The sequence below is a fragment of the Blautia ammoniilytica genome (assembly GCF_025566965.1).
Lineage (GTDB): Bacteria > Bacillota > Clostridia > Lachnospirales > Lachnospiraceae > Blautia_A > Blautia_A ammoniilytica.
This window is the reverse complement of sequence record NZ_JAOQJL010000015.1, coordinates 61,353-83,457: the sequence shown is the minus strand read 5'-3', so window position 1 is coordinate 83,457 and position 22,105 is coordinate 61,353. Positions and strand designations below refer to the sequence as shown.

The 22,105-nt window shown below is 46.1% G+C and carries 24 protein-coding genes, 1 rRNA gene and 2 pseudogenes; 17 read left to right on the top strand and 10 right to left on the bottom strand.

The genetic code is table 11. The features are described 5' to 3' along the window. Both OCV61_RS09270 and OCV61_RS09265 read left to right on the top strand, forming a co-directional pair. Window positions 1-122 (top strand): 23S ribosomal RNA (locus tag OCV61_RS09270); the annotation flags it as partial. Window positions 123-295: 173 nt separating this feature from the next. Continuing rightward, on the top strand, window positions 296-1,207 hold the full coding sequence (locus tag OCV61_RS09265; RefSeq protein WP_158421556.1) for a radical SAM protein: 912 nt from the start codon (window positions 296-298) through the stop codon (window positions 1,205-1,207). A 268-nt stretch (window positions 1,208-1,475) separates the two neighbouring features. Here the strand turns inward: OCV61_RS09265 and OCV61_RS09260 are convergent, their stop codons facing one another. From OCV61_RS09260 to OCV61_RS09220, 9 genes and pseudogenes are all read right to left on the bottom strand, one after another. After that, entirely contained in the window at window positions 1,476-2,915 is a 1,440-nt protein-coding gene (locus tag OCV61_RS09260; protein WP_158421555.1) for a TrkH family potassium uptake protein, read from the bottom strand. A gap of 15 nt (window positions 2,916-2,930) precedes the next feature. Further along, window positions 2,931-4,289 (bottom strand): Trk system potassium transporter TrkA, encoded by a 1,359-nt coding sequence (gene trkA, locus OCV61_RS09255; protein ID WP_158421554.1) that lies wholly within the window; start codon window positions 4,287-4,289, stop codon window positions 2,931-2,933. 386 nt (window positions 4,290-4,675) lie between these two features. Beyond that, window positions 4,676-5,221, bottom strand: a pseudogene (locus tag OCV61_RS09250) (manganese catalase family protein); the annotation flags it as partial. A gap of 84 nt (window positions 5,222-5,305) precedes the next feature. Next, window positions 5,306-6,727 carry a recombinase family protein gene (locus OCV61_RS09245; protein ID WP_158421553.1) on the bottom strand — a complete coding sequence of 474 codons (1,422 nt, stop codon included), beginning with the start codon at window positions 6,725-6,727 and terminating at the stop codon, window positions 5,306-5,308. Window positions 6,728-6,913: 186 nt separating this feature from the next. After that, on the bottom strand, window positions 6,914-7,474 hold the full coding sequence (locus OCV61_RS09240; protein ID WP_158421552.1) for a Uma2 family endonuclease: 561 nt from the start codon (window positions 7,472-7,474) through the stop codon (window positions 6,914-6,916). After that, entirely contained in the window at window positions 7,474-8,541 is a 1,068-nt protein-coding gene (locus tag OCV61_RS18790) for a restriction endonuclease (protein ID WP_262582769.1), read from the bottom strand. Before OCV61_RS18790 ends, OCV61_RS09240 begins: the two co-directional genes overlap by 1 nt. Next, window positions 8,515-8,721: pseudogene (locus OCV61_RS18785) on the bottom strand (DNA translocase FtsK); the annotation flags it as partial. The pseudogene OCV61_RS18785 and the gene OCV61_RS18790, both read right to left, overlap by 27 nt. Window positions 8,722-9,463: 742 nt before the next feature. Further along, window positions 9,464-9,889, bottom strand: coding sequence for an ImmA/IrrE family metallo-endopeptidase (locus tag OCV61_RS09225; protein WP_158421551.1), 426 nt, complete (start codon window positions 9,887-9,889; stop codon window positions 9,464-9,466). Between the two features lie 5 nt (window positions 9,890-9,894). Beyond that, entirely contained in the window at window positions 9,895-10,314 is a 420-nt protein-coding gene (locus OCV61_RS09220; protein WP_158421550.1) for a helix-turn-helix domain-containing protein, read from the bottom strand. 231 nt (window positions 10,315-10,545) lie between these two features. Here OCV61_RS09220 and OCV61_RS09215 point away from each other — a divergent pair, with 231 nt between their 5' ends. Next, on the top strand, window positions 10,546-10,734 hold the full coding sequence (locus tag OCV61_RS09215) for a helix-turn-helix domain-containing protein (RefSeq protein WP_158421549.1): 189 nt from the start codon (window positions 10,546-10,548) through the stop codon (window positions 10,732-10,734). Between the two features lie 101 nt (window positions 10,735-10,835). Here OCV61_RS09215 and OCV61_RS09210 read toward each other — a convergent pair whose 3' ends face one another. Next, on the bottom strand, window positions 10,836-11,138 hold the full coding sequence (locus OCV61_RS09210) for a hypothetical protein (RefSeq protein ID WP_158421548.1): 303 nt from the start codon (window positions 11,136-11,138) through the stop codon (window positions 10,836-10,838). A 155-nt stretch (window positions 11,139-11,293) separates the two neighbouring features. Between OCV61_RS09210 and OCV61_RS09205 the strand changes: the two genes are divergently transcribed. From OCV61_RS09205 to OCV61_RS09140, 14 genes are all read left to right on the top strand, one after another. Further along, the gene (locus OCV61_RS09205; protein WP_262582768.1) at window positions 11,294-11,440 is read left to right on the top strand and encodes a hypothetical protein; all 147 of its coding nucleotides are present in this window, start codon (window positions 11,294-11,296) and stop codon (window positions 11,438-11,440) included. Then, on the top strand, window positions 11,415-11,633 hold the full coding sequence (locus OCV61_RS09200; RefSeq protein ID WP_158421547.1) for a hypothetical protein: 219 nt from the start codon (window positions 11,415-11,417) through the stop codon (window positions 11,631-11,633). Before OCV61_RS09205 ends, OCV61_RS09200 begins: the two co-directional genes overlap by 26 nt. A 97-nt stretch (window positions 11,634-11,730) precedes the next feature. Beyond that, the gene (locus OCV61_RS09195) at window positions 11,731-11,937 is read left to right on the top strand and encodes a hypothetical protein (protein WP_158421546.1); all 207 of its coding nucleotides are present in this window, start codon (window positions 11,731-11,733) and stop codon (window positions 11,935-11,937) included. Further along, window positions 11,927-12,382 (top strand): hypothetical protein, encoded by a 456-nt coding sequence (locus OCV61_RS09190; protein ID WP_158421545.1) that lies wholly within the window; start codon window positions 11,927-11,929, stop codon window positions 12,380-12,382. Before OCV61_RS09195 ends, OCV61_RS09190 begins: the two co-directional genes overlap by 11 nt. Further along, a complete protein-coding gene (locus OCV61_RS09185) occupies window positions 12,379-13,575 on the top strand; it encodes a DUF2800 domain-containing protein (protein ID WP_158421544.1) in 1,197 nt (398 codons plus the stop codon). The genes OCV61_RS09190 and OCV61_RS09185 overlap by 4 nt, the downstream gene beginning before the upstream one ends. Beyond that, window positions 13,576-14,406 (top strand): DUF2815 family protein, encoded by an 831-nt coding sequence (locus OCV61_RS09180; RefSeq protein WP_158421543.1) that lies wholly within the window; start codon window positions 13,576-13,578, stop codon window positions 14,404-14,406. A gap of 44 nt (window positions 14,407-14,450) precedes the next feature. Beyond that, window positions 14,451-16,418 carry a DNA polymerase gene (locus OCV61_RS09175; RefSeq protein ID WP_158421542.1) on the top strand — a complete coding sequence of 656 codons (1,968 nt, stop codon included), beginning with the start codon at window positions 14,451-14,453 and terminating at the stop codon, window positions 16,416-16,418. Window positions 16,419-16,427: 9 nt separating this feature from the next. Beyond that, the gene (locus OCV61_RS09170; RefSeq protein WP_158421541.1) at window positions 16,428-18,854 is read left to right on the top strand and encodes a virulence-associated E family protein; all 2,427 of its coding nucleotides are present in this window, start codon (window positions 16,428-16,430) and stop codon (window positions 18,852-18,854) included. Between the two features lie 258 nt (window positions 18,855-19,112). Further along, the gene (locus OCV61_RS09165) at window positions 19,113-19,433 is read left to right on the top strand and encodes a VRR-NUC domain-containing protein (protein WP_158421540.1); all 321 of its coding nucleotides are present in this window, start codon (window positions 19,113-19,115) and stop codon (window positions 19,431-19,433) included. Between the two features lie 11 nt (window positions 19,434-19,444). After that, window positions 19,445-20,830, top strand: coding sequence for an SNF2-related protein (locus OCV61_RS09160; RefSeq protein WP_158421539.1), 1,386 nt, complete (start codon window positions 19,445-19,447; stop codon window positions 20,828-20,830). Window positions 20,831-20,846: 16 nt separating this feature from the next. Further along, window positions 20,847-21,014 (top strand): hypothetical protein, encoded by a 168-nt coding sequence (locus OCV61_RS09155; RefSeq protein ID WP_262582767.1) that lies wholly within the window; start codon window positions 20,847-20,849, stop codon window positions 21,012-21,014. 14 nt (window positions 21,015-21,028) lie between these two features. Continuing rightward, complete coding sequence (locus tag OCV61_RS09150; RefSeq protein WP_158421538.1) at window positions 21,029-21,364, top strand: hypothetical protein; 336 nt, start codon at window positions 21,029-21,031, stop codon at window positions 21,362-21,364. Next, window positions 21,348-21,614 (top strand): hypothetical protein, encoded by a 267-nt coding sequence (locus OCV61_RS09145; protein ID WP_262582766.1) that lies wholly within the window; start codon window positions 21,348-21,350, stop codon window positions 21,612-21,614. Before OCV61_RS09150 ends, OCV61_RS09145 begins: the two co-directional genes overlap by 17 nt. A 162-nt stretch (window positions 21,615-21,776) precedes the next feature. Next, complete coding sequence (locus OCV61_RS09140) at window positions 21,777-22,088, top strand: hypothetical protein (RefSeq protein ID WP_158421536.1); 312 nt, start codon at window positions 21,777-21,779, stop codon at window positions 22,086-22,088. The last annotated feature ends 17 nt before the right edge of the window (window positions 22,089-22,105 follow it).

Here is a 22,105-nt window from a genome sequence, read left to right as displayed (position 1 = left end):
AGATGAGATATCCCATTCGAAAGAAGTAAGACCCCTTGAAGACGACGAGGTAGATAGGCTGGAGATGGAAGTGCAGTAATGTACGGAGTTGACCAGTACTAATCGGTCGAGGGCTTGACCAAAAAGCAGGATTTCACGATTCCAAAGGATGTCAGCATGTATGTGGTTTTGAAGGTACAAAAGCATTTGAGCAGTGGACTTGGTTCATTGCTTTTTTTGTATATAAAAATTAGTTAGTTTGTAATTGTTTAGTACCCTCACCTGTTACTTCTGTTTAATAAAGAAAGAGGAAAATATGGTAGAAGACAGAATCAAAACATTGACGTCATGCAGGTTATGCCCAAGGAAGTGTGGCGTGGATCGTATACATGGGAAAACCGGATATTGTGGGATGGATGATCAAGTGAGAGTGGCCAGGGCTGCTTTGCATATGTGGGAAGAGCCTTGTATTTCAGGAAAGAAAGGTTCTGGAGCAGTATTTTTCACAGGTTGCGGATTGCGATGTTGTTTTTGCCAGAATCATAACATTGCTATTGGAAAAAGTGGAAAAATAATTACAGTAAATCGTTTAGCTGATATTTTTCTGGAACTGGAACAAAAAGGTGCAGCAAATATCAATCTTGTAACAGCCACGCAATATGTTCCGCAGGTCATAGAGGCATTGGAAAAAGCCAGGGATAAGGGATTTCATTTGCCAGTAGTATATAATTCCAGCGGATATGAAAGTATTTCTACAATAAGAAGTCTGGAAGGGTATGTGGATGTATATCTGCCGGACTTTAAGTATGCAGAGGAAGAACTTGCAGCAGATTATTCCAATGCACCAGAATATCCAACAACAGCTAAGCTGGCATTAAAAGAGATGGTCAGACAGACTGGTGACTGCGTGTTTGACAGAGATGGGTATATGATCCGGGGTACAATGGTCAGGCATTTAATATTGCCAGGGCATACAAAAAATGCCATAAAAGTGATGGAGTATCTGAAAAAAACATATGGAGATCATATATTTATCAGTATTATGAATCAATATACACCCGTGTTCAAACAGGAAAAATATAAAGAGTTGAATCGAAAAGTAACTGTAAGAGAATATGAAAAAGTATTAAATGCTGCGTTGGAATTGGGAATAAGTAATGGATTCTTTCAGGAAGGTGATACAGCAAAAGAAAGCTTTATTCCAGATTTTGATTATGAAGGGGTATAATAAAAAAAGATCTTATAAATGGAAGGAGGCCGGTACTTTCGTACCGGCGCGTATGAAAAAGAAAAATATTAAATTAAGAAAGACATAATGCTTTCTACGAATATCAATATACATTAAAGATATGTCTATATAATGACGTCGATATGAACAAAATATGAATAATTAGAATTTTTTAAAACCATGAAAAAATTTTTTTATCACATCACCATCGTAGTCATTCTTTCTGAGTATTGTCATTTGGTAGATTTCTGCACGTAGTACAAGCTAATCAGAATTTTTTCCAGGTATCTTTTTTAAAGAGAATAAGAAGAGGGAAAATCTCAAGTCTTCCTGCTAACATATCAAAAATAAGTACACATTTGGAAAAATGGGAAAACAATCCAAAGTTCTGCGTTGGGCCAACCATTTCCAGGCCTGGACCGATATTATTAAAGGTTGCTGCCACTGCAGTAAAATTCGTAGTCAGATCAAAATTATCTATGCTGATCAGCAAAACAGATAATCCAAAAACTAACACATAGACGAAAAGAAAAATATTGGTAGTTCGTACCACTTCATGAGGGATTGCTTTTCCGTCCATTTTGACCTTTTTGACTGCATTGGGATGTAGACAAAGGGTTAATTCTTTACGGGCAGTTTTACACAATATGATAAGTCGGGATACCTTGAAGCCACCACCGGTACTTCCAGCACAGGCGCCGATAAACATAAGTAAAACCAAAATAGTTTTCGACAGGGCAGGCCATTGATTAAAATCAGTAGTGCTATATCCGGTTGTGGTTATAATTGAACCCACTTGGAAAGCTGACTGTTGAAATGCAGTGCCTATGTTCTGAAACAGATGTTTTGTGTTCAGGGCAATTATAATAGTAGAAAATGCAATGATCCCTAGATAATATCTTACTTCTTCGTGTTTGAAAGCCTGCGTAAATTTGCGTGTGAGGAGTAAGAAATACACATTAAAGTTAATACCAAACAGGATCATGAAAATGGTAACAATCACCTGGATGTAAGTACTATAGCCAGCTATACTGCTGTTTTTTATGCCAAAACCTCCTGTACCTGCAGTTCCAAAGGTAATACATAAGGTATCAAATAATGGCATTTTACCAATCAGTAAAAGAAGAATCTGTAACAGTGTCATGCCAAGGTAAATAGTATAAAGGATTTTGGCAGTAGACTGTACTTTGGGAACCAGACGGTTTACGGAAGGACCAGGGCTTTCCGCTTTCATAAGGTTCATATGATATCCTCCGGTTAAAGGGAGCAGGCATAGTATAAATACAAGTACGCCCATGCCACCGATCCAGTGTGTAAAACTTCTCCAGAAAAGCATACAATGGGATAAAGCTTCCACATCAGAAAGAATACTGGATCCTGTTGTTGTAAAACCGGAAACTGTTTCAAACAATGCATCTACAGGATCCGGAATGCTTCCACTTATAACAAAGGGAGCGGCACCTGCAATACTAAGAATCAGCCAGCTTAGAGCTACTGTAACAAAGCCTTCTTTTGCATGGAACACTTTATTTCCTGTCTTTTTTATAGTAAGCAAGAAACCAATGATCAGACAGATGACCATTGTGATCAGAAATGCAAATCCGGACTGCTCTTGATAGATCAGTGCTGTGATGCAGGGAAGCAGCATAAAAACGGCCTCCAGCTTCAGAATAGAACCGATAATGTAAGCAATGATTGAATAATTCATAACAGCTGTACTCCTTTACCGATCCAGGATGTCACTGATATCGCAGAGACCTTTATTAGTTGTTACAATGATTACAGTATCACCAATCTGGATCGTATCTTGACCTCTTGGAATACGAACCATGCCGTTTCGATGAAGACAGCCTACAAGAAGATTCTTTTTAAGATTCAGTTCAGACAGAGTCTTGCCTAAAACAGGACAATTTTCACGGATCACAAATTCCAGGGCTTCGGCTTTACCATCCAGGATATGATAAAGAGTTTCTACATTACTGCCAATGGAATTTCGCATAGCGCGAACATACTGTAGAATATGATCCGCTGTGATATATTTGGGATAGATCACACTGCCGATTTCGAGGGAATCTATTACATCATCAAATGCCAGACGGTTTACTTTTGCTACAAGCTTCCCATCAGAAATACTTTTAGCAAAAAGAGACAGAAATACATTTTCTTCATCAAAATTGGTAAGTGCTACAAAGGATTCCACATCAGCAAGTCCTTCTGACATAAGAAGTGGCTTTGATGTCCCGTCTCCATTGATGATCGTGGCATTGGGTAAAAGGTCACTGAGTACTTCACAACGTTCTTTGTTCTGCTCAATAATTTTTACATTGATCTTCATAGAAAGTAGTGCTTTAGCCAAATAATAGGAAATTGTGCCACCACCTACAATGATAGTATTTTTTACCTGATGTGTTTTTAAACCAATCTTTTTGAAAAACATGGCTGCATTTTGAGGAGTTGCCAGTATGGATACCATGTCTCCATCATGAATCACATGATTACCTCCGGGAATGGCCATGCCTGAACGGCTTTCAATAGCACATATCAGGATATCACAGCGAAATGTATCAGCAAAACGTGAAATCTGCATTCCGTCTAGTCCAAATTCTGGAAGGACTTTGAATTTCAGAAGTTCTACGCGGCCACGTGCAAAGGTATCAATCTTGATGGCTGAAGGAAAGCGCAGCAGTCTGTAGATTTCTTGGGCTGCAGCTAATTCCGGATTAATGATCATGGTAACACCGAGACGTTCTTTAATGAAGCTGATCTCATCACTGTAGATAGGATTACGTACACGGGCAATGGTGTGGCAATGTCCGGTTTTCTGGGCAATTAGGCAACAAAGAAGATTTAATTCATCAGAAGCCGTAACAGCGATAAGAAGATCGGCTGTTTCAATACCTGCTTCCATCAGGGTATTAATGCTGGCTCCATTACCAATCACATACAATGCATCAATATCATCAGATATTGAGTTGATCTTGTCAGCAGAAATATCGATCAGTGTTAGGTCTGTATCTTCTTCTTGTAATTGTTCAGCAAGGGTGCGTCCTACTTTGCCGCATCCAACAATAATGATTTGCATAATTCCTCCATATTTGTATCATGTAATATGATATATTGAAAATACCCACTTTATTATATCACTGTTGCTGTGGTTTTGAAACCGTATTTTTATAAGTCGGGTAGTATATAACAGTATATCAGCTGGGAGATGACTCCCACCTCTATAGGTGGTGAGCAACAAGCTGGTATCAGTGGAGGGAGTCAATCCCCCAGCTGATATAGCCTCCGGCAGGATTGCAGAGGTGCGCAGGAGAAATATGTCATGCAATTGCATGACGCGCACCTCGCAGCAAGAATGCCGAGGCATTCTTGAATATAATTTTGAGAATGAGTGCATCAAAGCAAACAGCACCGCAGGTGCGATGCTGTTTAAAATAAGAATAAGATATAACGAAGTATCCTGATTTATGAATTGCATTCCTTACATGAAGCAGTACAAGGGTTGTCAAAGCTTGGATTAAATGCATAGAAATTTTTTGCATCCAGGTTTTCTTGAATGGAACGAAGTGCTTCACCAAAACGCTGAAAATGCACTACTTCTCTTGCACGAAGAAACCGAATCGGATTTGCGATTTCCGGCGTGTTACCTACAACGCGAAGAATGTTGTCATATGTGGCGCGTGCTTTTTGTTCCGCTGCAAGGTCTTCAAAAAGATCGGTGATAGGATCTCCTTTACTTTGAAATTCGCAAGCATTAAAAGGGATTCCACCAGCTGCTTGCGGCCATATGCCTACGGTATGGTCAATATAATATGCTCCTAAACCGTACTTTTCGATTTCTTCCATAGTAAGATCTCGAGTGAGCTGATGAACGATGGTGGAGACCATTTCTAAATGGGCCAGTTCTTCAGTTCCAATGTCGTTTAAAACGGCTGTTGCCATTCGATTTGGCATTGTAAAGCGCTGGGACAAATATCTAAGTGATGCACCAATTTCTCCATCCGGGCCACCGGAGTGCAGTACCCTATAATAGTACCACAAAGCCAGTGTTTATGCGCGTTTGCACCGATTTAGAAGAGGAAAAAGGACCTCAAATTATGATACAATAATGTCGAAGTACATTTTGCCAGATTCCTTGTCATAAACGATCTGGTCAAGAATTGTACGTATCAGGTTTCCTTTTTCCTCGTACCCAACATCAGGATTTTTCAGGATATCATTCACTGATTTTATCTCCTGAAGAACATCTTCTTTGTTCAGTTCTTTTTCTTTTTGCATCTGCAAAAGATTTTCAAGTTCATTTTCCAGCTGAAGGCGATTGCTGATCAACCGGTCTTTGTTGGCTTTGTATTCTTCTAGTGTATCAATTCCGCTTTCATATGCATCATGGATCCTGCTTTCCCTGGTGGAAAGTTTGGCCAGTTCCCGCTGAAGCTGCTCAATGGCAGCAGTATTATCCTTATCAGCAGGCTGTTCTTTGCGTACATATGTAAAATCAGCACCGGCAAGAACCTGATCAAAGTATGTGATCACAGCTTCTTCTGCCTTCTTTACGGAAAGGGCAACGGAAGTCTTGTGGAAACCTTTGGCATACTTCCAGCATTGGAAATAGGGGCATTTATCATTTCCCGTATAAGAGAGTGTGGCACCACAGATTGAACACTTTAAAAGTCCAGACAGCCAATGTTTGCAGGTGGACACATTGCGGGACTTTATTGGGCGCTTCCTTGCTGTGATCAGCTTCTGACGCTTTTGAAATCGGTCTTTGGATAACCGGACTTCATGAAGCCCTTCAAATTCTATGCCATTCCACAGAACAGTACCACAGTAAAACGGGTTTTCCAAGATCCGATCAACGGACCGGCGTTCAAAAAGATTTCCACGCTTTGTGCGATAGCCCAGATCATTACACCGTCGGGCAATTGCCGTTTCGTCCATGTTCTGAAGGTCATACAGATCCATGATATAAGACACAATGGCATATTCCCCTTCATTGATCACATAAGGCTTTCCGTGGCCAACAGCATCATATCCAAGACAGGGGGAAGTCTGGTAGCCATGCTGCAGGGCTTTTTCTTTCATTCCCCTGAGAACTTCGCCTGACAGACGGATAGAATAATATTCGTCCATCCACTCAATGATTCGTTCTATCAGAGTGCCGAAAGGCCCGTCAATGGTAGGCTCTGAAACGCTGATAACATCCACATTATCTTTCTTCAGCATGCTTTTATATACAATGGATTCCTCCTGATTGCGGGCAAACCTGGAATATTTCCATACTAGGATCACATCAATAGGGTGTGATGGCTGCTTTGCAATGGCAATCATCCGCTGAAATTCCGGACGCTTCTGTACATGCCTTCCGGAAACGCTTTCAGAAAAAATGTATTCTTTGGAAATGACAATACCGTTTTTCTTAGCATAGTCCAGCAGGATACGCTTCTGGGCGTCCGGTGACAGCTCTGTTTGATCATTTGTACTGACACGAATATAGAGAGCCCCTACACGGTCATTCATGATATCACCTCGGTTTTATAATTTATAAATTATGTGAAAATGGGTACAAAAATAACAGGCACACAGACGTTCTGTCTTGTGCGACTGCCCCGAAGATGATACAATATTTTTGCTGAAAAATTGCTTACATCTTCGGATGTATAGGCCGCTCTGGTGCTGGTAACACTGGGGCGGTTTTTCTTTTATTTAGTTGATTCCAAGATCCTGAAGCAGTTGTGAAATATTAATTTTAAGATCGCCATAAATTCCAACAGTAAGTGGCTGGTCAAAGGATACGATCATAGGTGCGGCATCTTCTTCATAACGGTATACGGTAGTACGTTTCTTGTCGGGATCCACAATCCAGTATTCACGCACGCCAGCATCTGCATACAGTGCATTTTTTGTATTATAATCCATCCGGCGGCTGCTGGGAGATACGATCTCAGCAATGAAATCCGGGGCACCATTAATTCCCTTATCTGTAACTTTGCCTTTATCGCAGATCACAGCTACATCAGGCTCCACATAAGTCTTATCATCAGCAAAAAGAGTGACTGCCAGCGGAGCATGCAGAACCTGGCACGCACCATGCTTCCTGCGGATGTATTCCCGGATGGTTCCGGAGATCTCCATGGAAAGCGTCTGATGCAGGTAAGTAGGAGCACCCATCATATAGATCTGTCCATCAATCAATTCTGCCCGTTCGCCTTCCGGGAGTGAATAGATATCATCTACGGTATAAATGTGTTCTTTTGGTAGTGGCATTATAAAACTCCTTTCTGTTTATTTTGAGCTGTGCTGATTAGGGCTATTAATTTTTTTCTATCCCATAACAGCACTTTATTCGATTGAGCCAGTTCAGTAGCACTTTTTGTAAAATATTGGTTAGTAAGTACGGCGACCACATGGCAATTATAAAAGGTTTTTCCGGCAAAAGCTTCTTGTACTGCTTTATTTCCGATATCTGAACTATAGCATTTACATTGTATACCATATTGTATGCCGTCTTTCTCTGCTAGTAAATCTATACCCTGGTCGCCGCTGCCTTTTGTAGTTCTTAGATTTTGAAAACCATTTATTTGTAATATGTTTTTGCAAAAAAGCTCAAATTCTATTCCGCTCATAGAATCGAAATTATTCATATTAGTTTCAATTGTTGGCTGCTGTAAGAGTTTAAATTCCAAAGGTAGTTCTTCATGATAAAAGGCTACTAAATCTTTTATTTTTCCAAGAGAAAGGTTTTTTAAATCAAACTTGGAAAAGAAAATTATATACAGCCCCATGCGATTACAGTTTAGTAACAATGGAATTAAAAGATCAAGACTGTGGAAAACATTTTTTAGGAAAAAAATTTCATCTATGATACATACAATCTTGGGCATTTTTTCATTGGTACATTTGTTAAATGCGTCTATATTTTTTACCTTTTGTTCAAGAAGTAAGGTAGTTCGTCCCTTCATTTCTGCAAAAAGCCACTCTAAAACACTATAGGTTTTATCAACAGAATTTACGACAGGAATAAATAAATTTGGAATGCCATTGTATATCTCAAAACCTGATAAACCTAAGTCACAAAGGATAAGCTTTAAATCTTCTGGGGCATTTGTTTGTAATAAGTAGTTTATAAATTCGATTTGGTAATCTTGGGTGGAATGTGTAATTACAATGTTTTGTAAAAAGGAAAGATTTTTTCCACTATTGGAGTAATCAAAATCTATACCAATAGATGAAAGGTTTTTTACTTTGCTTATATCGCTAGCATTGGCAGATGGTGATGTATAAGAAATAGTTTCTAATTCCGCATTTTTAAAAAATTCTTCAAACTGATTCATTGACATGAGAACTTTTCGTGGCGCAGTACCTTTTTCGGCTCCTACTATCCCCGCATCAGTAAGTTGATCCATAATTTTTGCGGCACGATCGAATCCAATCTTGAACATCCTCTGAAGCATACCGATGGATGCTCTTTCTTTTTCAATGATTAGCTTTGCTGCTTCTGCAAAGTAAGCATCAACTTTTAATATATTGGGGCGTATTGGTTCAGAAATATCATGCTGGCTACTCGGGGACTGATATTCGGTTCCCTCTATTTGATTCCGTAATTCCTCTATTTGCTGTGTCAATATATGCTGTGCAGTGTTTTTCTCTACGTCTACATTTGGCTGGGGTGATTTAGTCTCCTCTACCAGTTCAGAAGCATTATTTTGTCCATTTGTAGCTTGAGATTCTGCATCCTTTATTCGTTTCTCTAAGAAATCAATACTTGCCTGCCTGTTTTCTTTAAGTTTATTTAGATCAGTAGAGGGCAATGAATTTTCAAAATTAATCAATCCCTCAAACTCAGACAAAGATTTTAGAACTACACTAAGCTCATAAAATGAGGCATAAAACTCTTTTCTATTTGTTGTTGTGTTTAAAATATCTGCTAAATGATGAGCTTTTTCCAATAGAGAATTTGCAGAGTCAATTTGAGAAGCAGATGGATACTTTTTTGAACTGTCAATTTGGAGGCTCCTTACTTGGTGAAGCCGACTGGCTTTAAGTTTCTTTTTGTGTTTTAAAAACCTATATGCAAAAATTGATAATACAAAAATCCCTACTATAATACATATTATTATGTAATTCTTTTCAAGAAATTGTACAAAGGCATAAATAAGGGCAAACAATATTAAAAGTGTTCCACAACCATCAGTAGAGTTTGGTTTAGCCATTTTGTTTTCACCTACCTCATTTTTAGCAAAATGTCGAATTAAGTCAACCAGAAACACGTAATTCAATTAATTTTTTGTGATATCCAGTCAGTCTAGATATCTGCTCAACAGTAAACTCCTTGTATTCTTCCAAAAGAGAATCAGGAAGCAATAGGTCTATGGCAAAAGTATTTGCTTCCAGTTCAAATTTGTCTGTATTGAATTGAGTACGGGTGTCCATAAAAATGGCATTAGCTTTTTTATGTAAGAACATATGCCCCAATTCGTGAGCAAGGACAAAACGCTGTTCATTTTTGGAAAGACGTTCATCCAAATAAATGATATTATTTCTTTGAAAATACTGATAAAATCCATGTACACCTTCAAGAGGATAATATACAAGGATAACATTCATTCCTTTAATCATTTCAAATGGGTCACGAGTCCGATACTTTCGGACAATTTGCTCAACCCGTCTTTTTATACGCATAGGCATCAGTCCTTTTTATATTTCTTAGGCGTATATTTTTCCTTATTCTTTTTCTTTGCCATTTCCATACCGATCTGCATAGCAGCCAGAATAGAATCTACGGCTTCTGGAGAAGCTGGGTCACCGTCAAACATCAGTCCTTCCTGTGAGAGAAGTTGCTCTCTGGTATGTTCAATGATTTTCTCAATGTCACGCTCATCTTTTGCATTTAATTGAGGCTTAGGAGAGTCTACATCTTTTCCTGTCATTAAATAGTCAATTGTTACCCCAAAATAATCAGCTATTTTTTGTAAAGTTTTTGTAGTAGGTGTACTTCGACCAGATTTCCAATTGCTTAGGGCAGTCTGGGTTACACCAGCTTCTTTAGCGACTTTGTAAGGGGTAACACCATTTTTTTGTAGAAGCTGTTCAAATACTTCATACATAAATTGTGCTCCTTTCACAAAGATAGCATACTTACGTAAAAGTTAGTAAAAACACTTGACTACTAACGAAAAAAGATGTATTATCTACTTACGCAAACGAAAGTAAGCGTGAAACGAAATACTTTCGATGTGGTATGCTTTCTTTCTTAAAATGTAGTGGTTTTATGATTGAAAGTATATCATAGCTCGAAAGTATTTGCAAGGGATATACTTTCGATAGGAGGTGTAAAATTGTACGAAAAATATAAATCCCTATTAGACAAAACAAACAAAACATCTTATCAAGTATCAAAAGAAACCGGAATTAGTCAAACGGCTTTTTCAAATTGGAAAACCAAAAGATCTGAACCAGGGCTAGAAAGTCTTAGAAAGTTGGCGGACTATTTCAACGTGCCAATTGAGTATTTTCTGGAGAAGTGACAGGGAGGTGAGATGAATGTGGATTTCCAGAAAGAGATTCCAGGAGTTGGAAAAAAGGATTGCTGACCTTGAAAAGACAGTTCAAAGCCAGCAAAGGCAAATTACTTCTTATTTTTATCAGCTAGCCCGCCCTGAATCACTTTTAAAACAGGTGGCTCATGATGCTCAGTCAGATGATCATATTCCAACATTCCAAGTGAATCTAAGTAGTCGAAAATTATTTGAACGGAAAATTGAATAGATGTGTTTACAGCATTTCTGATAATTTGCAGGTGTTCCGGTGAGATACAGGGCTGATCTTGTGGAATATTCGCCAAAAGATCTTTCGCAATATTGGCGGTATTTTCCTCTAAAATCCGGCCAACATCTGATGCAATTACAGAAATAAATTCATCATATTTCATATGAACGCCTCCTTTCATAATATTCAGGCATGGCAGTGCCTGTATTTACAGAATAGGAGAGCATATCAATAAAGTCAATAATTATTGATCAGGATACTTAAATGAAGTAACTAGGTACAACCATTATCCATACCATAAGTACAGGAGGTGATGGTGTGAACAAAATAGAATACATCACCAGGATTCAGGTTGATGGAAAGAAAGAGATTATTTCCGGAAAGCGTGCCTGTGAGATTGTGAGTCAACGGATTGAGGAGGCATTGGAAGGGATGAATTATGAAAAGAAAAAAGCTGCCGGATAAGGCAGCGGAAAGGAGACAAGCCATGAAGCAAATGGCCAAGGATACGGTCACGGCCAGTGTGATCGGCACGCTGGCCACCTACCTGCCATTCTGGCAGTGGGATGGCGCACAGGTAATGGGAGCAGTTGCATTAAGTGTAGTCACCTGGATCATCCTGGTGGCGATGGAGCCAGAGCCTAAAAAAGGATCCTGAAGAGTTAGGAGCTCGACAGGATCCGGTGTCCAAATGGACATAAACAGTTTAGCACTTTCATTGTAGAGGTGCAGAAAGGAAAAGTCAATGATCAAAGTTGAAAAAAAAAGTAGGCACAATAAATGCAGAATTAAAGGGAAGTACATATGTACTGTTAGCGGAATTTCGGGTTGCATTACGTATGCTGTACCGGATGCTCGATGAGAGTATTAAAGAGACAGAAAGCGTAACACCACGAGATCTTATGCGCTCAATGGTAGAAGATGTAGTGAATGAAGAAAGGAGAAATAAAGATGAAGATTGAAGTCACGTTTGACAGCCTTGACGAGGTAAGGAAATTTACAGAGATAGTGATGGTGGGACAGGCCACTGCACAGCCATCCAACACACAGGCACCTGTGCAGCCGGCTCCGGCGGTACATAACACAGCTGTCCCAGTCCAAGCAGCGCCAGTTCAGACCGTACCTGCACAGACCGTATCCGCTCAGGCAGTCCCAGTGCAGACAGCACCCGTCCAGACTGTCCCTGTACAGACAACACCAGTCCAGACGGCTGTTCCGACAAGTACAGTGGCCTATACCATGGATGATCTTGCAAGGGCAGGCATGACCTTAATGGACTGCGGGAAGCAGGCAGAGCTGCAGAAACTCCTCAAGGAGGGCTTTGGCGTGGATGCCCTGCCGCAGCTCCCGAAAGAGCAGTATGGCGCGTTTGCCACAGCACTTCGGGGAATGGGGGCGCAGATATGACGGCCCATCAGGAACGGAAGCACGCACTTTTAAGTGCTTCCGGATCCGGGCGGTGGCTGCGGTGTACTCCATCCGCAAGGCTGGAAGAGCAGTTCCCGGATACTACTTCCGAGGCTGCCAGCGAGGGGACACTGGCCCATGAACTGGCAGAGCTGAAGTTAAGGCACTATGCAGATACCACAAACTTCACCAGGAGAAAATACGCAGCTGCTGTGAACAAGCTGAAAAAGGATCCCCAGTGGAAGGACGAGATGGACCGTTACACGGAAGAGTACCTGGACTACATCAGGACAGCTGCCCTTGCCATGAAGTGCACCCCGTCCGTCCGTGTGGAGGAAAGGGTAAGGTTTGCCAGGTACACCCATGAGGATCCGGGAAACCAGGTGGAAGGGAGCGGCATTGCGGACTGCATCCTTGTTGGAGGGGACACCATCCATGTCATAGACCTGAAGTATGGAAAGGGCGTGCAGGTGGATGCAGATCATAACCCGCAGCTGATGCTGTACGCACTGGGCGCCTATGATGCCTGCCGGATCCTGTACCCTGTGACAAAAGTAAAGGTCACCATCGTACAGCCAAGACTGGACAGTATCTCCGAATGGGAGTGCTCCCTGGAAGACCTCTTAAAGTTCGGGGAGTATGTAAAGCAGAGGGCGGCGCTCGCCTGGGAGGGGAAAGGGCCGTACAACCCCGGGACAGACACCTGCAGGTTCTGCCGGGCAAAGGCCGTCTGCCGTGCAAGGGCAGACCATAACACGAAGCTTGCCTTTGGGATCGGGGAAATGCCGCCCACGATCACTGCAGAGGAAGTCGGGGAAAGGCTGCTGGCACTTGAGGATATCGCAAAATACCAGAAAGACCTGCAGGAGTGGGCACTGGGGCAGTGCCTGGCCGGTAAGGAGGTGCCCGGCTGGAAAGCCGTGGAGGGCCGCGGCTCCAGGGACTGGACGGACATGGATGCAGCATTTGAGACCCTGCAGGGGAGCGGTATTGACGGGGCACTGCTGTATGAGCGCCGGCCGCTTACCCTTGCCCAGGTGGAAAAGGTAGTAGGGAAAAAGGAATTTCAGGAAACGGTGGGGGAATACGTCACCAAGAAGCCGGGGAAACCGGCACTGGTGCAGGAGAAGGACGAGCGCCCTGCCATTACAAACAAGATCACAGCCGGAGAGGCTTTTAAGGAGGAAATATAAATGGATAACGTATGCAATGTAACAACCGGGGAAGTAAGGATGAGCTATGCACACCTGTTTAAACCATATGCGGCAATGCCGGGGCAGGAGGAAAAATACAGCGTGACTGTGCTGGTGCCGAAGACGGACACGGATACCATGGGGCGGATCAACGCAGCCATTGAAGCGGCAAAGCAGAGGGGCATATCTGAGAAATGGAGTGGGCAGTGCCCACCAATCCTCGCCACGCCGGTGTATGACGGTGACGGGGTACGGCCGTCTGACGGCATGGCATTCGGCCCGGAATGCAAAGGGCACTGGGTGTTTACCGCCAGCGCAAAGGCTGATTACCCGCCGGAGATCGTAGACCGTACCGGAAACCCGGTCATCAACCAGTCAGAGGTCTACAGCGGCATGTACGGCAGGGTGAATGTAACCTTCTATCCTTATGTGTTCGGTGGGAAGAAAGGGATCGGATGCGGCCTTGGCCCTGTCCAGAAATTAAGGGACGGGGAAGCCTTAAGCGGCGGCCATGTATCTGCAGCACAGGCGTTTGGGGCACCACAGCCGCAGACCGTACAGCAGGGGTACCCCCAGCCACAGGCTTATGCACAGCCGCAGACCGTACAGCAGGGGTACCCCCAGCCACAGGCTTATGCACAGCCGCAGACCGTACAGCAGGGGTACCCCCAGCCACAGGCTTATGCACAGCCGCAGACCGTACAGCAGGGGTACCCCCAGCCACAGGCTTATGCACAGCCGCAGACCGTACAGCAGGGGTATCCCCAGCCACAGGTTTATGCACAGCCACAGGCAGCAGGGGTCAACCCGATCACCGGTTTACCATACTGACAGAGGGGGCACAGGCCCCCTGTTGAAAACGGAGGGGCAGAAAAATGGCACATTTGAGTATCGATATTGAAACAAAGTCAAGCATAGAGATAGGGAAGGCGGGGCTGTACAGGTATGCACAGTCCCCGGATTTCGGGATCCTGCTGTTTGCCTACCAGATGGATGAGGGGCCGGTGGAGATCATCGACCTGGCACAGGGGGAGGAGATCCCCCGGCAGGTTGTGGAAGCCCTTCAGGATCCTGGCATTACCAAGCACGCATATAATGCGGCCTTTGAGTGGTACTGCCTGAATACGGCAGGCTACAGGACACCGCTGGAGCAGTGGAGGTGCACCATGGCACACAGCCTGTACTGCGGGTATCCGGCAGGGCTGGATGCCACTGGAAAAGCGGTGGAGCTCCCACAGGACAAGCAGAAGCTGGCAGCCGGCAAGGCGCTGATCCGGTATTTCTGTGTCCCGTGTAAACCTACAAAGAACAACGGGAACCGGACGTGGAACCTGCCGAAGCATGCCCCCGAAAAATGGGAGCTGTTTAAGGGATACTGCAGGCAGGACGTGGTTGCGGAACATAACATCCTGCGGCGCCTGGAGCAGTTCCCTATGCCGGAAGAAGAGGAACGGCTCTGGCAGATGGATGTGAGGATGAATGCATTTGGTGTCCGTGTGGATGAGGAACTGACAGACGGTGCCTTATATATAGATGAACGCAGCCGGCAGGACCTGATGGGGGAGGCCATGGGGATCACAGGCATTGATAACCCGAACAGCACCGTACAGCTGATGGAATGGCTGGAAAAGAACGGCACGGAGACAGACAACCTGCGTAAGGCAACTGTAACAGATCTGCTGGCAGGACAGCCCGCGGATAACGTGAAGCGCATGCTTGAGATCCGCCAGCAGCTTGGGAAGACTTCCGTGAAGAAGTATGAGGCGATCCGGAAAGCAAAAGGGGAGGACGGACGTGTCCGGGGGCTTACCCAGTATTACGGGGCAAACCGGACAGGGCGCTGGGCCGGAAGGCTTGTGCAGATGCAGAATCTCCCCAGAAACTATATCGGGACGCTGGATGAGGCCAGGAAGCTTGTGGAACAGAAGAATTATGAAGGGCTGCGGATGATCTACGGGAACGTGCCGGACACACTTTCCCAGCTGATCCGGACAGCCTTTATCCCGTCTGAAGGGAACAAATTTGTCGTGGCTGACTTTTCCGCCATTGAGGCGCGCGTGATCGCCTGGCTGGCAGGGGAACAGTGGGTGAATGAGGTGTTTGCCACCCACGGGAAGATCTATGAGGCGACCGCCTCCCAGATGTTCCATGTCCCGGTTGAGAAGATCAAAAAAGGAAACCCGGAATACTCCCTGCGGCAGAAGGGCAAGGTTGCAACCCTTGCACTTGGCTACCAGGGCGGTACAGCGGCACTGATTGCCATGGGAGCCCTGGATATGGGGCTGACGGAAGAAGAACTTCCTGATATCGTGGCCAGGTGGAGGAACGCCAACCGGAGGATCTGCGACCTGTGGTACAGGGTGGAGCAGGCAGCACTTATGGCAATGCAGACTGCACAGCCACAGGCGGTGAACGGGCTGGTGTTTTCCCTGGAAGGCGACCTGCTGTATGGGCAGACCTTCCTGACCGTGCAGCTGCCGTCCGGGAGAAAGCTGTTCTACCCGAAGCCATTCCTGCAGGAAAACCAGTTCGGAAAACTGGCACTGCATTACTACAGCACCGGGAGCAGCAAGAAGTGGGGCATGGAATCCACTTACGGAGGGAAAATGACTGAAAACATCGTCCAGGCGGTCGCAAGGGACTGCCTGGCAGAAACACTGAAACGGATCGAGGACAGGGGACTGCATGTGGTCTTCCACGTGCATGACGAGGTGATCATAGATGCGCCGGAAGAAACAACCGTGGATGAGGTCTGCGGGCTGATGGCAGAGCCGATCCCGTGGGCACCGGGACTTATCCTCAAAGGTGCAGGCTTTGAAGGGCAGTACTATAAAAAGGACTAGGAGGACACCATGCAGAATAACAGATTGCTGAAGATCAGCACGGCGGGGAGCCGCAAGGCAACACACTGGCAGGAGAACGCCATCCTCTGGTCCGAGTTCACGGAAAAGCTGAAAATGCCGGTACGCAGCACGGAAACCATGGAGGAATACCTTGCCATGCCGAAGAGCCGGCAGGCAGAGCTTAAGGATGTGGGCGGCTATGTAGGCGGAACCCTCGAGGGCGGCCGCAGGAAAGCATCCTGCGTGTCCGGCAGGGACCTGATCACCCTGGACCTGGACAGCATCCCTGCAGGGCAGACCCTGGACATCCTGAAACGGGTATCCGGGCTTGGCTGTGCGGCCATGGTGTACAGCACCAGGAAACACACAGGATATGCGCCAAGGCTCCGTGTGGTCATCCCCCTTGACCGGGCGGCAACTGCAGACGAGTACGAACCTGCTGCCAGAAAGCTGGCCTCCCTGATCGGGATGCAGTACTGCGACCCCACCACCTTTGAGGCGTCAAGGCTGATGTACTGGGGAAGCTGCTGTTCTGACGGGGAATACGTGGCAGAGGTGTATGACAGCCCCTTCTGCAGCACGGACGGCCTTCTGGCCATGTATGGGGACTGGACAGATGATTCCCAGTGGCCCCAGGTCCCGGGCAGTGAGGCCATTGAAAAACGGCGCCTGGCAAAGCAGGAGGACCCGACAGCCAAAAGGGGTGTGATCGGGGCTTTCTGCCGTACTTATACGGTTACCCAGGCAATGGACAAATTCATCCCGGGGATCTATGAAGAGACAGACGTACCGGGGCGCTATACCTACACAGGGGGATCCACGCAGGGCGGCGCAGTGGTATATGACGGGGACCTGTTCCTGTACAGCCACCACGCAACGGATCCCTGTTCCGGTCTCCTGGTGAATGCCTTTGACCTGGTAAGGCTGCATAAATACGGGGACCAGGATGTGGATGCAAAAGAGGGGACTCCGAACAATAAACTGCCGTCTTTCATGTCCATGAGCCGGCTTGCCCTGGACGATAAAGCGGTATCCGACCGGATGTCAAAGGAACGCTTCGAGAATGCAAAGGAAGCTTTTGCAGCAGGGAATATCCTGCAGACAGGGCAGGAGACGGATGGGGATATGGACACCAGCTGGGTCTACAGTCTTACCAAGGATGCCAGCGGTCGGTTTGAAAAGACCATCAACAATGCAGTCATCATACTGGAAAACGACCCTCTCCTGAAAGGGCGGATCGTGACGGACGAGTTCGCCAGCTGCGGGATGGTCCTTGGACGGGTGCCCTGGGATGAGAGGGACGAAAAGCGCAGATGGAAGGATGTGGACGATGCAGGCTTCTACCGGTACATGGAAACCTTTTATGGCCTGACCGGCAGGGACAAGCTTGACAATGCCCTTCTTTTAGTCAGTTCCAAGAACCGGATCAATGATGTGAAAAGGTACCTGCAGGGGCTGGAATGGGACGGCCAGAAGCGCCTGGAAGGCCTCCTGGCGGACTATCTTGGGGCAGAGGACAACGAATACACCCATGCAGTCATGCGGAAATCCCTGTGTGCAGCGGTGGCACGGGCAGCGGCCGGCGGCGTGAAGTTTGACTATATGCCTATCTTTGTAGGCCCCCAGGGGATCGGCAAGAGCACCTTTTTAAGCGTCCTGGGGAAGGAATGGTTCTCTGATTCCCTGACAACCTTTGAAGGCAAGGAAGCAGCAGAACTAATCCAGGGTACCTGGATCAACGAGGTAGGGGAACTGACGGCATTTACCAAGCAGGAAACCCAGGTGATCAAACAGTTTTTAAGCAAAACGGACGACATATACCGTGCAGCATACGGAAAACGGGCAGAGAAATACCCCCGGCACTGTGTGTTCTTCGGGACGTCCAATGACACGGAGTTCCTGAAGGATGCAACCGGCAACCGGAGGTTCTGGCCAGTTGACGTAGGTGTCCACAAAGCCACGAAATCCATCTGGGAGGATCTCCCGAAAGAGGTGGACCAGATATGGGCAGAGGCCTATATGTACTGGCAGATGGGCGAGAAGCTGTTCCTGCCAAAGGAGATTGAACACCTGGCAGAGGCGGCACAGAAGGAACACAGGGAGTCCTCCGGGAAGGAAGGGCTTATCCTGGAATACCTGGAAAAACCACTGCCGGCAAACTGGAACAGCATGAAGCTGATGGACCGCAGGACATACCTAAACGGGAACATGAAAGTGCCGGAAGGAGCCGGCCTGGTGCCGCGTATGAGTGTCTGTGCGGTGGAGATATGGGTGGAATGCTTTGGGGGCGACCCGAGGTATATGCAGCGCAGGGACAGCACCGAGATCAACAACATCCTGATGGGGATCCCCGGCTGGGAGAAAGAAAGGACACCACGGAAATATGGGGATTACGGATCGCAGAGAGGGTTCCACAGACAGACTACAATCACCTGAAATCGGAATAAAAGTTTGTAGTTTGTAGTTTTTGGAAATTACATTGACTACATAATGTAGTAACACTTTGTAGACGGCAAAAAGCCCGGAAACACAATAAAAACAGATATATAACTACATTAACTACAAACTCTCTATATAAATATAAAATTAGATAAGTATAGGATACCTAATAGCGCCTAACGCGCCTAAAAATAGAATATATATATACGCGTATGCGCGCGCGTAGGAATGTCGTAAAAGGAGGTCGGACCGAAAATGAAAGAAAAAGAGATTGAGAAAATCCTGGTGGACGAGGTCAAATGTCTGGGAGGCAGGGCGTACAAATGGACAAGCCCGGGCAATGACGGGGTGCCGGACAGGATCGTGATCCTGCCGGACACCAGGGTGATCTTTGTGGAACTGAAAACGGATACCGGGGTGCTGAGCCCCCTGCAGAAGATCCAGATCGACCGTCTGAAAAAGTTTGGGCAGTGGGTGGAAGTGGTGAAAGGCATCCAGGGAGTAAAAATGTTTTTCCAGGACCTGGGCTATATGGACACGGCTTCCAGGATCGCGACAAGATACAATCTGGAGTAAGGAGCAGGAAGATGATTTTTAAACCACATGCATATCAGCAGCACTGCATAGAAAAAGTCGTGGAGATCCCCAAGCTGGGGCTTTTCCTGGACATGGGACTTGGAAAGACCGTCACCACCCTGACCGCCGTCCGGCAGCTGATGTACGACCGGTTCCAGGTGAGGAAGGTGCTGGTGATCGCACCAAAGAAGGTGGCAGAGGGGACCTGGACAAGGGAAAAGGACAAGTGGGAGCACACGAAGATCCTAAGGGTGTCCCCCGTGCTGGGGAGCCAGGCAAAAAGGATCCGGGCATTAAACACACCAGCTGACATATACATCACCAACCGGGAAAACGTGTGCTGGCTGGTGGATTACTACCGGAACGACTGGCCGTTTGATATGGTGGTCATTGATGAATCCAGCAGCTTCAAAAGCCACACAGCAAAGCGATTCAAGGCGCTGGCCAGCATCAGCAGCCGGATCACAAGGCTGGTGGAGCTGACCGGAACCCCATCCCCAAACGGGCTTGATGACCTGTGGGCACAGGTATTCCTCCTGGACGGAGGGGAACGCCTGGGAAAAAGATACACACAGTTCCGGGAACGGTATTTTGACCCGGGGCGCAGAGGTGCAGACGGGATGGTCTACGACTACAAAGCCAAACAGGGGAGTGAGCAGAGCATCCTGGAGCGGATCTCTGATATCTGCATCAGCATGAAAGCAGAGGACTACCTGCAGCTGCCGGATCTGATCTACCACACAGTCCCGGTTGTCCTGGATACCAAAGCCATGAAGGCCTACCAGGAGATGGAGCGTAAGATGGTTCTGGAGCTTCCGGAAGACGAGGAGATCAGTGTTACCAGTGCTGCGGCACTCAGCAACAAACTCCTGCAGCTGGCAAACGGGGCACTGTATGATGACAGCCACCAGGTGCATGAGATACACGGCTGTAAGCTGGAAGCCTTTATGGAGCTGATCGAAAGCCTGCAGGGGAAGCCGGCACTGGTATTTTATAATTTCCAGCATGACCGGGCACGGATCCTGGAAGCACTTGGGAAAACAAAGCTGCGGATCCGGGAACTGAAAAAGCCCCAGGATGAGGACGACTGGAATGCCGGAAAGGTAGATGTGCTGCTGGCGCATCCTGCAAGCGCCGCATACGGATTGAACCTGCAGCAAGGAGGAAACCATGTGGTCTGGTTCGGGCTTACCTGGAACTATGAGTTATACACACAGGCGAATAAAAGGCTTCACCGGCAGGGACAGACGGAAAAAGTGATCATCCACCACCTGGTGTGCAGCGGCACCCGTGATGAGGATGTGATGCAGGCACTGGAGAAAAAAGACGATGTACAGAACTGGGTAATGGAAAGCCTGAAAGCAAGGATACGGGCGATAAAGGAGGGCAAGCAATGATGAATCTGGCGGCAGGATGGACGGCAGACTGGCCGTAAGAAAGGTAAAATGCCAGGGCTGTGGTGAAGAGATCTGTTCGGATGAAGACCTGACGGATGTGCAGTATGTGAAGACAAAAAGAGGTTCGGAACTGTTTTTCCATACGGGCTGTATGGACAATGTGTGGAAACATGGAATTTGTTGAAGGAGGGACAGGCTATGCTACAGGAAATGAAGTTTGAGGATGCAATAAAAAATTATTTAAAAGGCAGAAAAGTACTGGCATTAACAGACTTGTCAATTGATAAGGGCCACCAGGAGTATGTGTTAGAGCCATTAGAAGATGTGCTTGCACGTATGCGGTATTTAGTAGACGTACCGGCTGTTGAAAATCCGGACTTTAAGGAGACTATGGGGCAGATGGAAATTCCGGAAAAAATGATCCCCCCCCCAAGAGCCTACCCAGGAAGAAACAGAGGTAGTACTTATGGAAACCGAAAGAAGCTTGGCACGGGAGCCAAGAGGGTATTCCGGATTCTTGCATATCCACTGTGAACACTGCGGAAAGACAAAGACCTTCTGCACCAAACATCAGCTTAGTTATTACAGCTGTAAAGAATGCGGCGAGAAGACGGAGTTAAAGGATTTAAAACTGGCATTTATCAACTGTGAATGCGGCAGCTGGCTAAGATATTTTACGAATGAGACCGCAGATCTGATCGAACTGAACTGTATAAACTGTGGTATGCCTGTTGCACTGAAATACAACGCAAAGAAGAAACTGTATGAAACGATAAGGAGCTGAGGCTATGGAGGAAAAATACAAAACCTGTAAACACAGTACCAGCAGAGTAGGTGAGCTGATCGTATACGTTCACCCGACCTGTCCGAGGCTGTCAATGATAAAAAGCACCTTATGTAGCAGTAAGATCCGCTGCATGGAGTGCAGGAGCTGGGAGGCGAGGAAATGACGCTGAACGAATTAACAAATAATCAGAAACGCAAAGAGTTTCTGGGCAAATATACAGGATGGAACTTGTGGCTTGCTGTGCCAGAAATAAGCGAAAAGTATTATTCTTGTCCGCTTCCGGACAATACAATGATCATCGTCAAAGAAACCGAACATACAAAAGGTGATGACTGGTGGGAGAAAGACGAGCGCGGCGGCTATTACGTTACCACAGAATACTATCTTCTGGAAGGTGATTGGAAGAGATTCGCAGACTGCAAAAAGAGTATGACACAGATTATTGAGCATCTGAAAGAGGTGAGACAATGATAGACGTAATCGTTGCA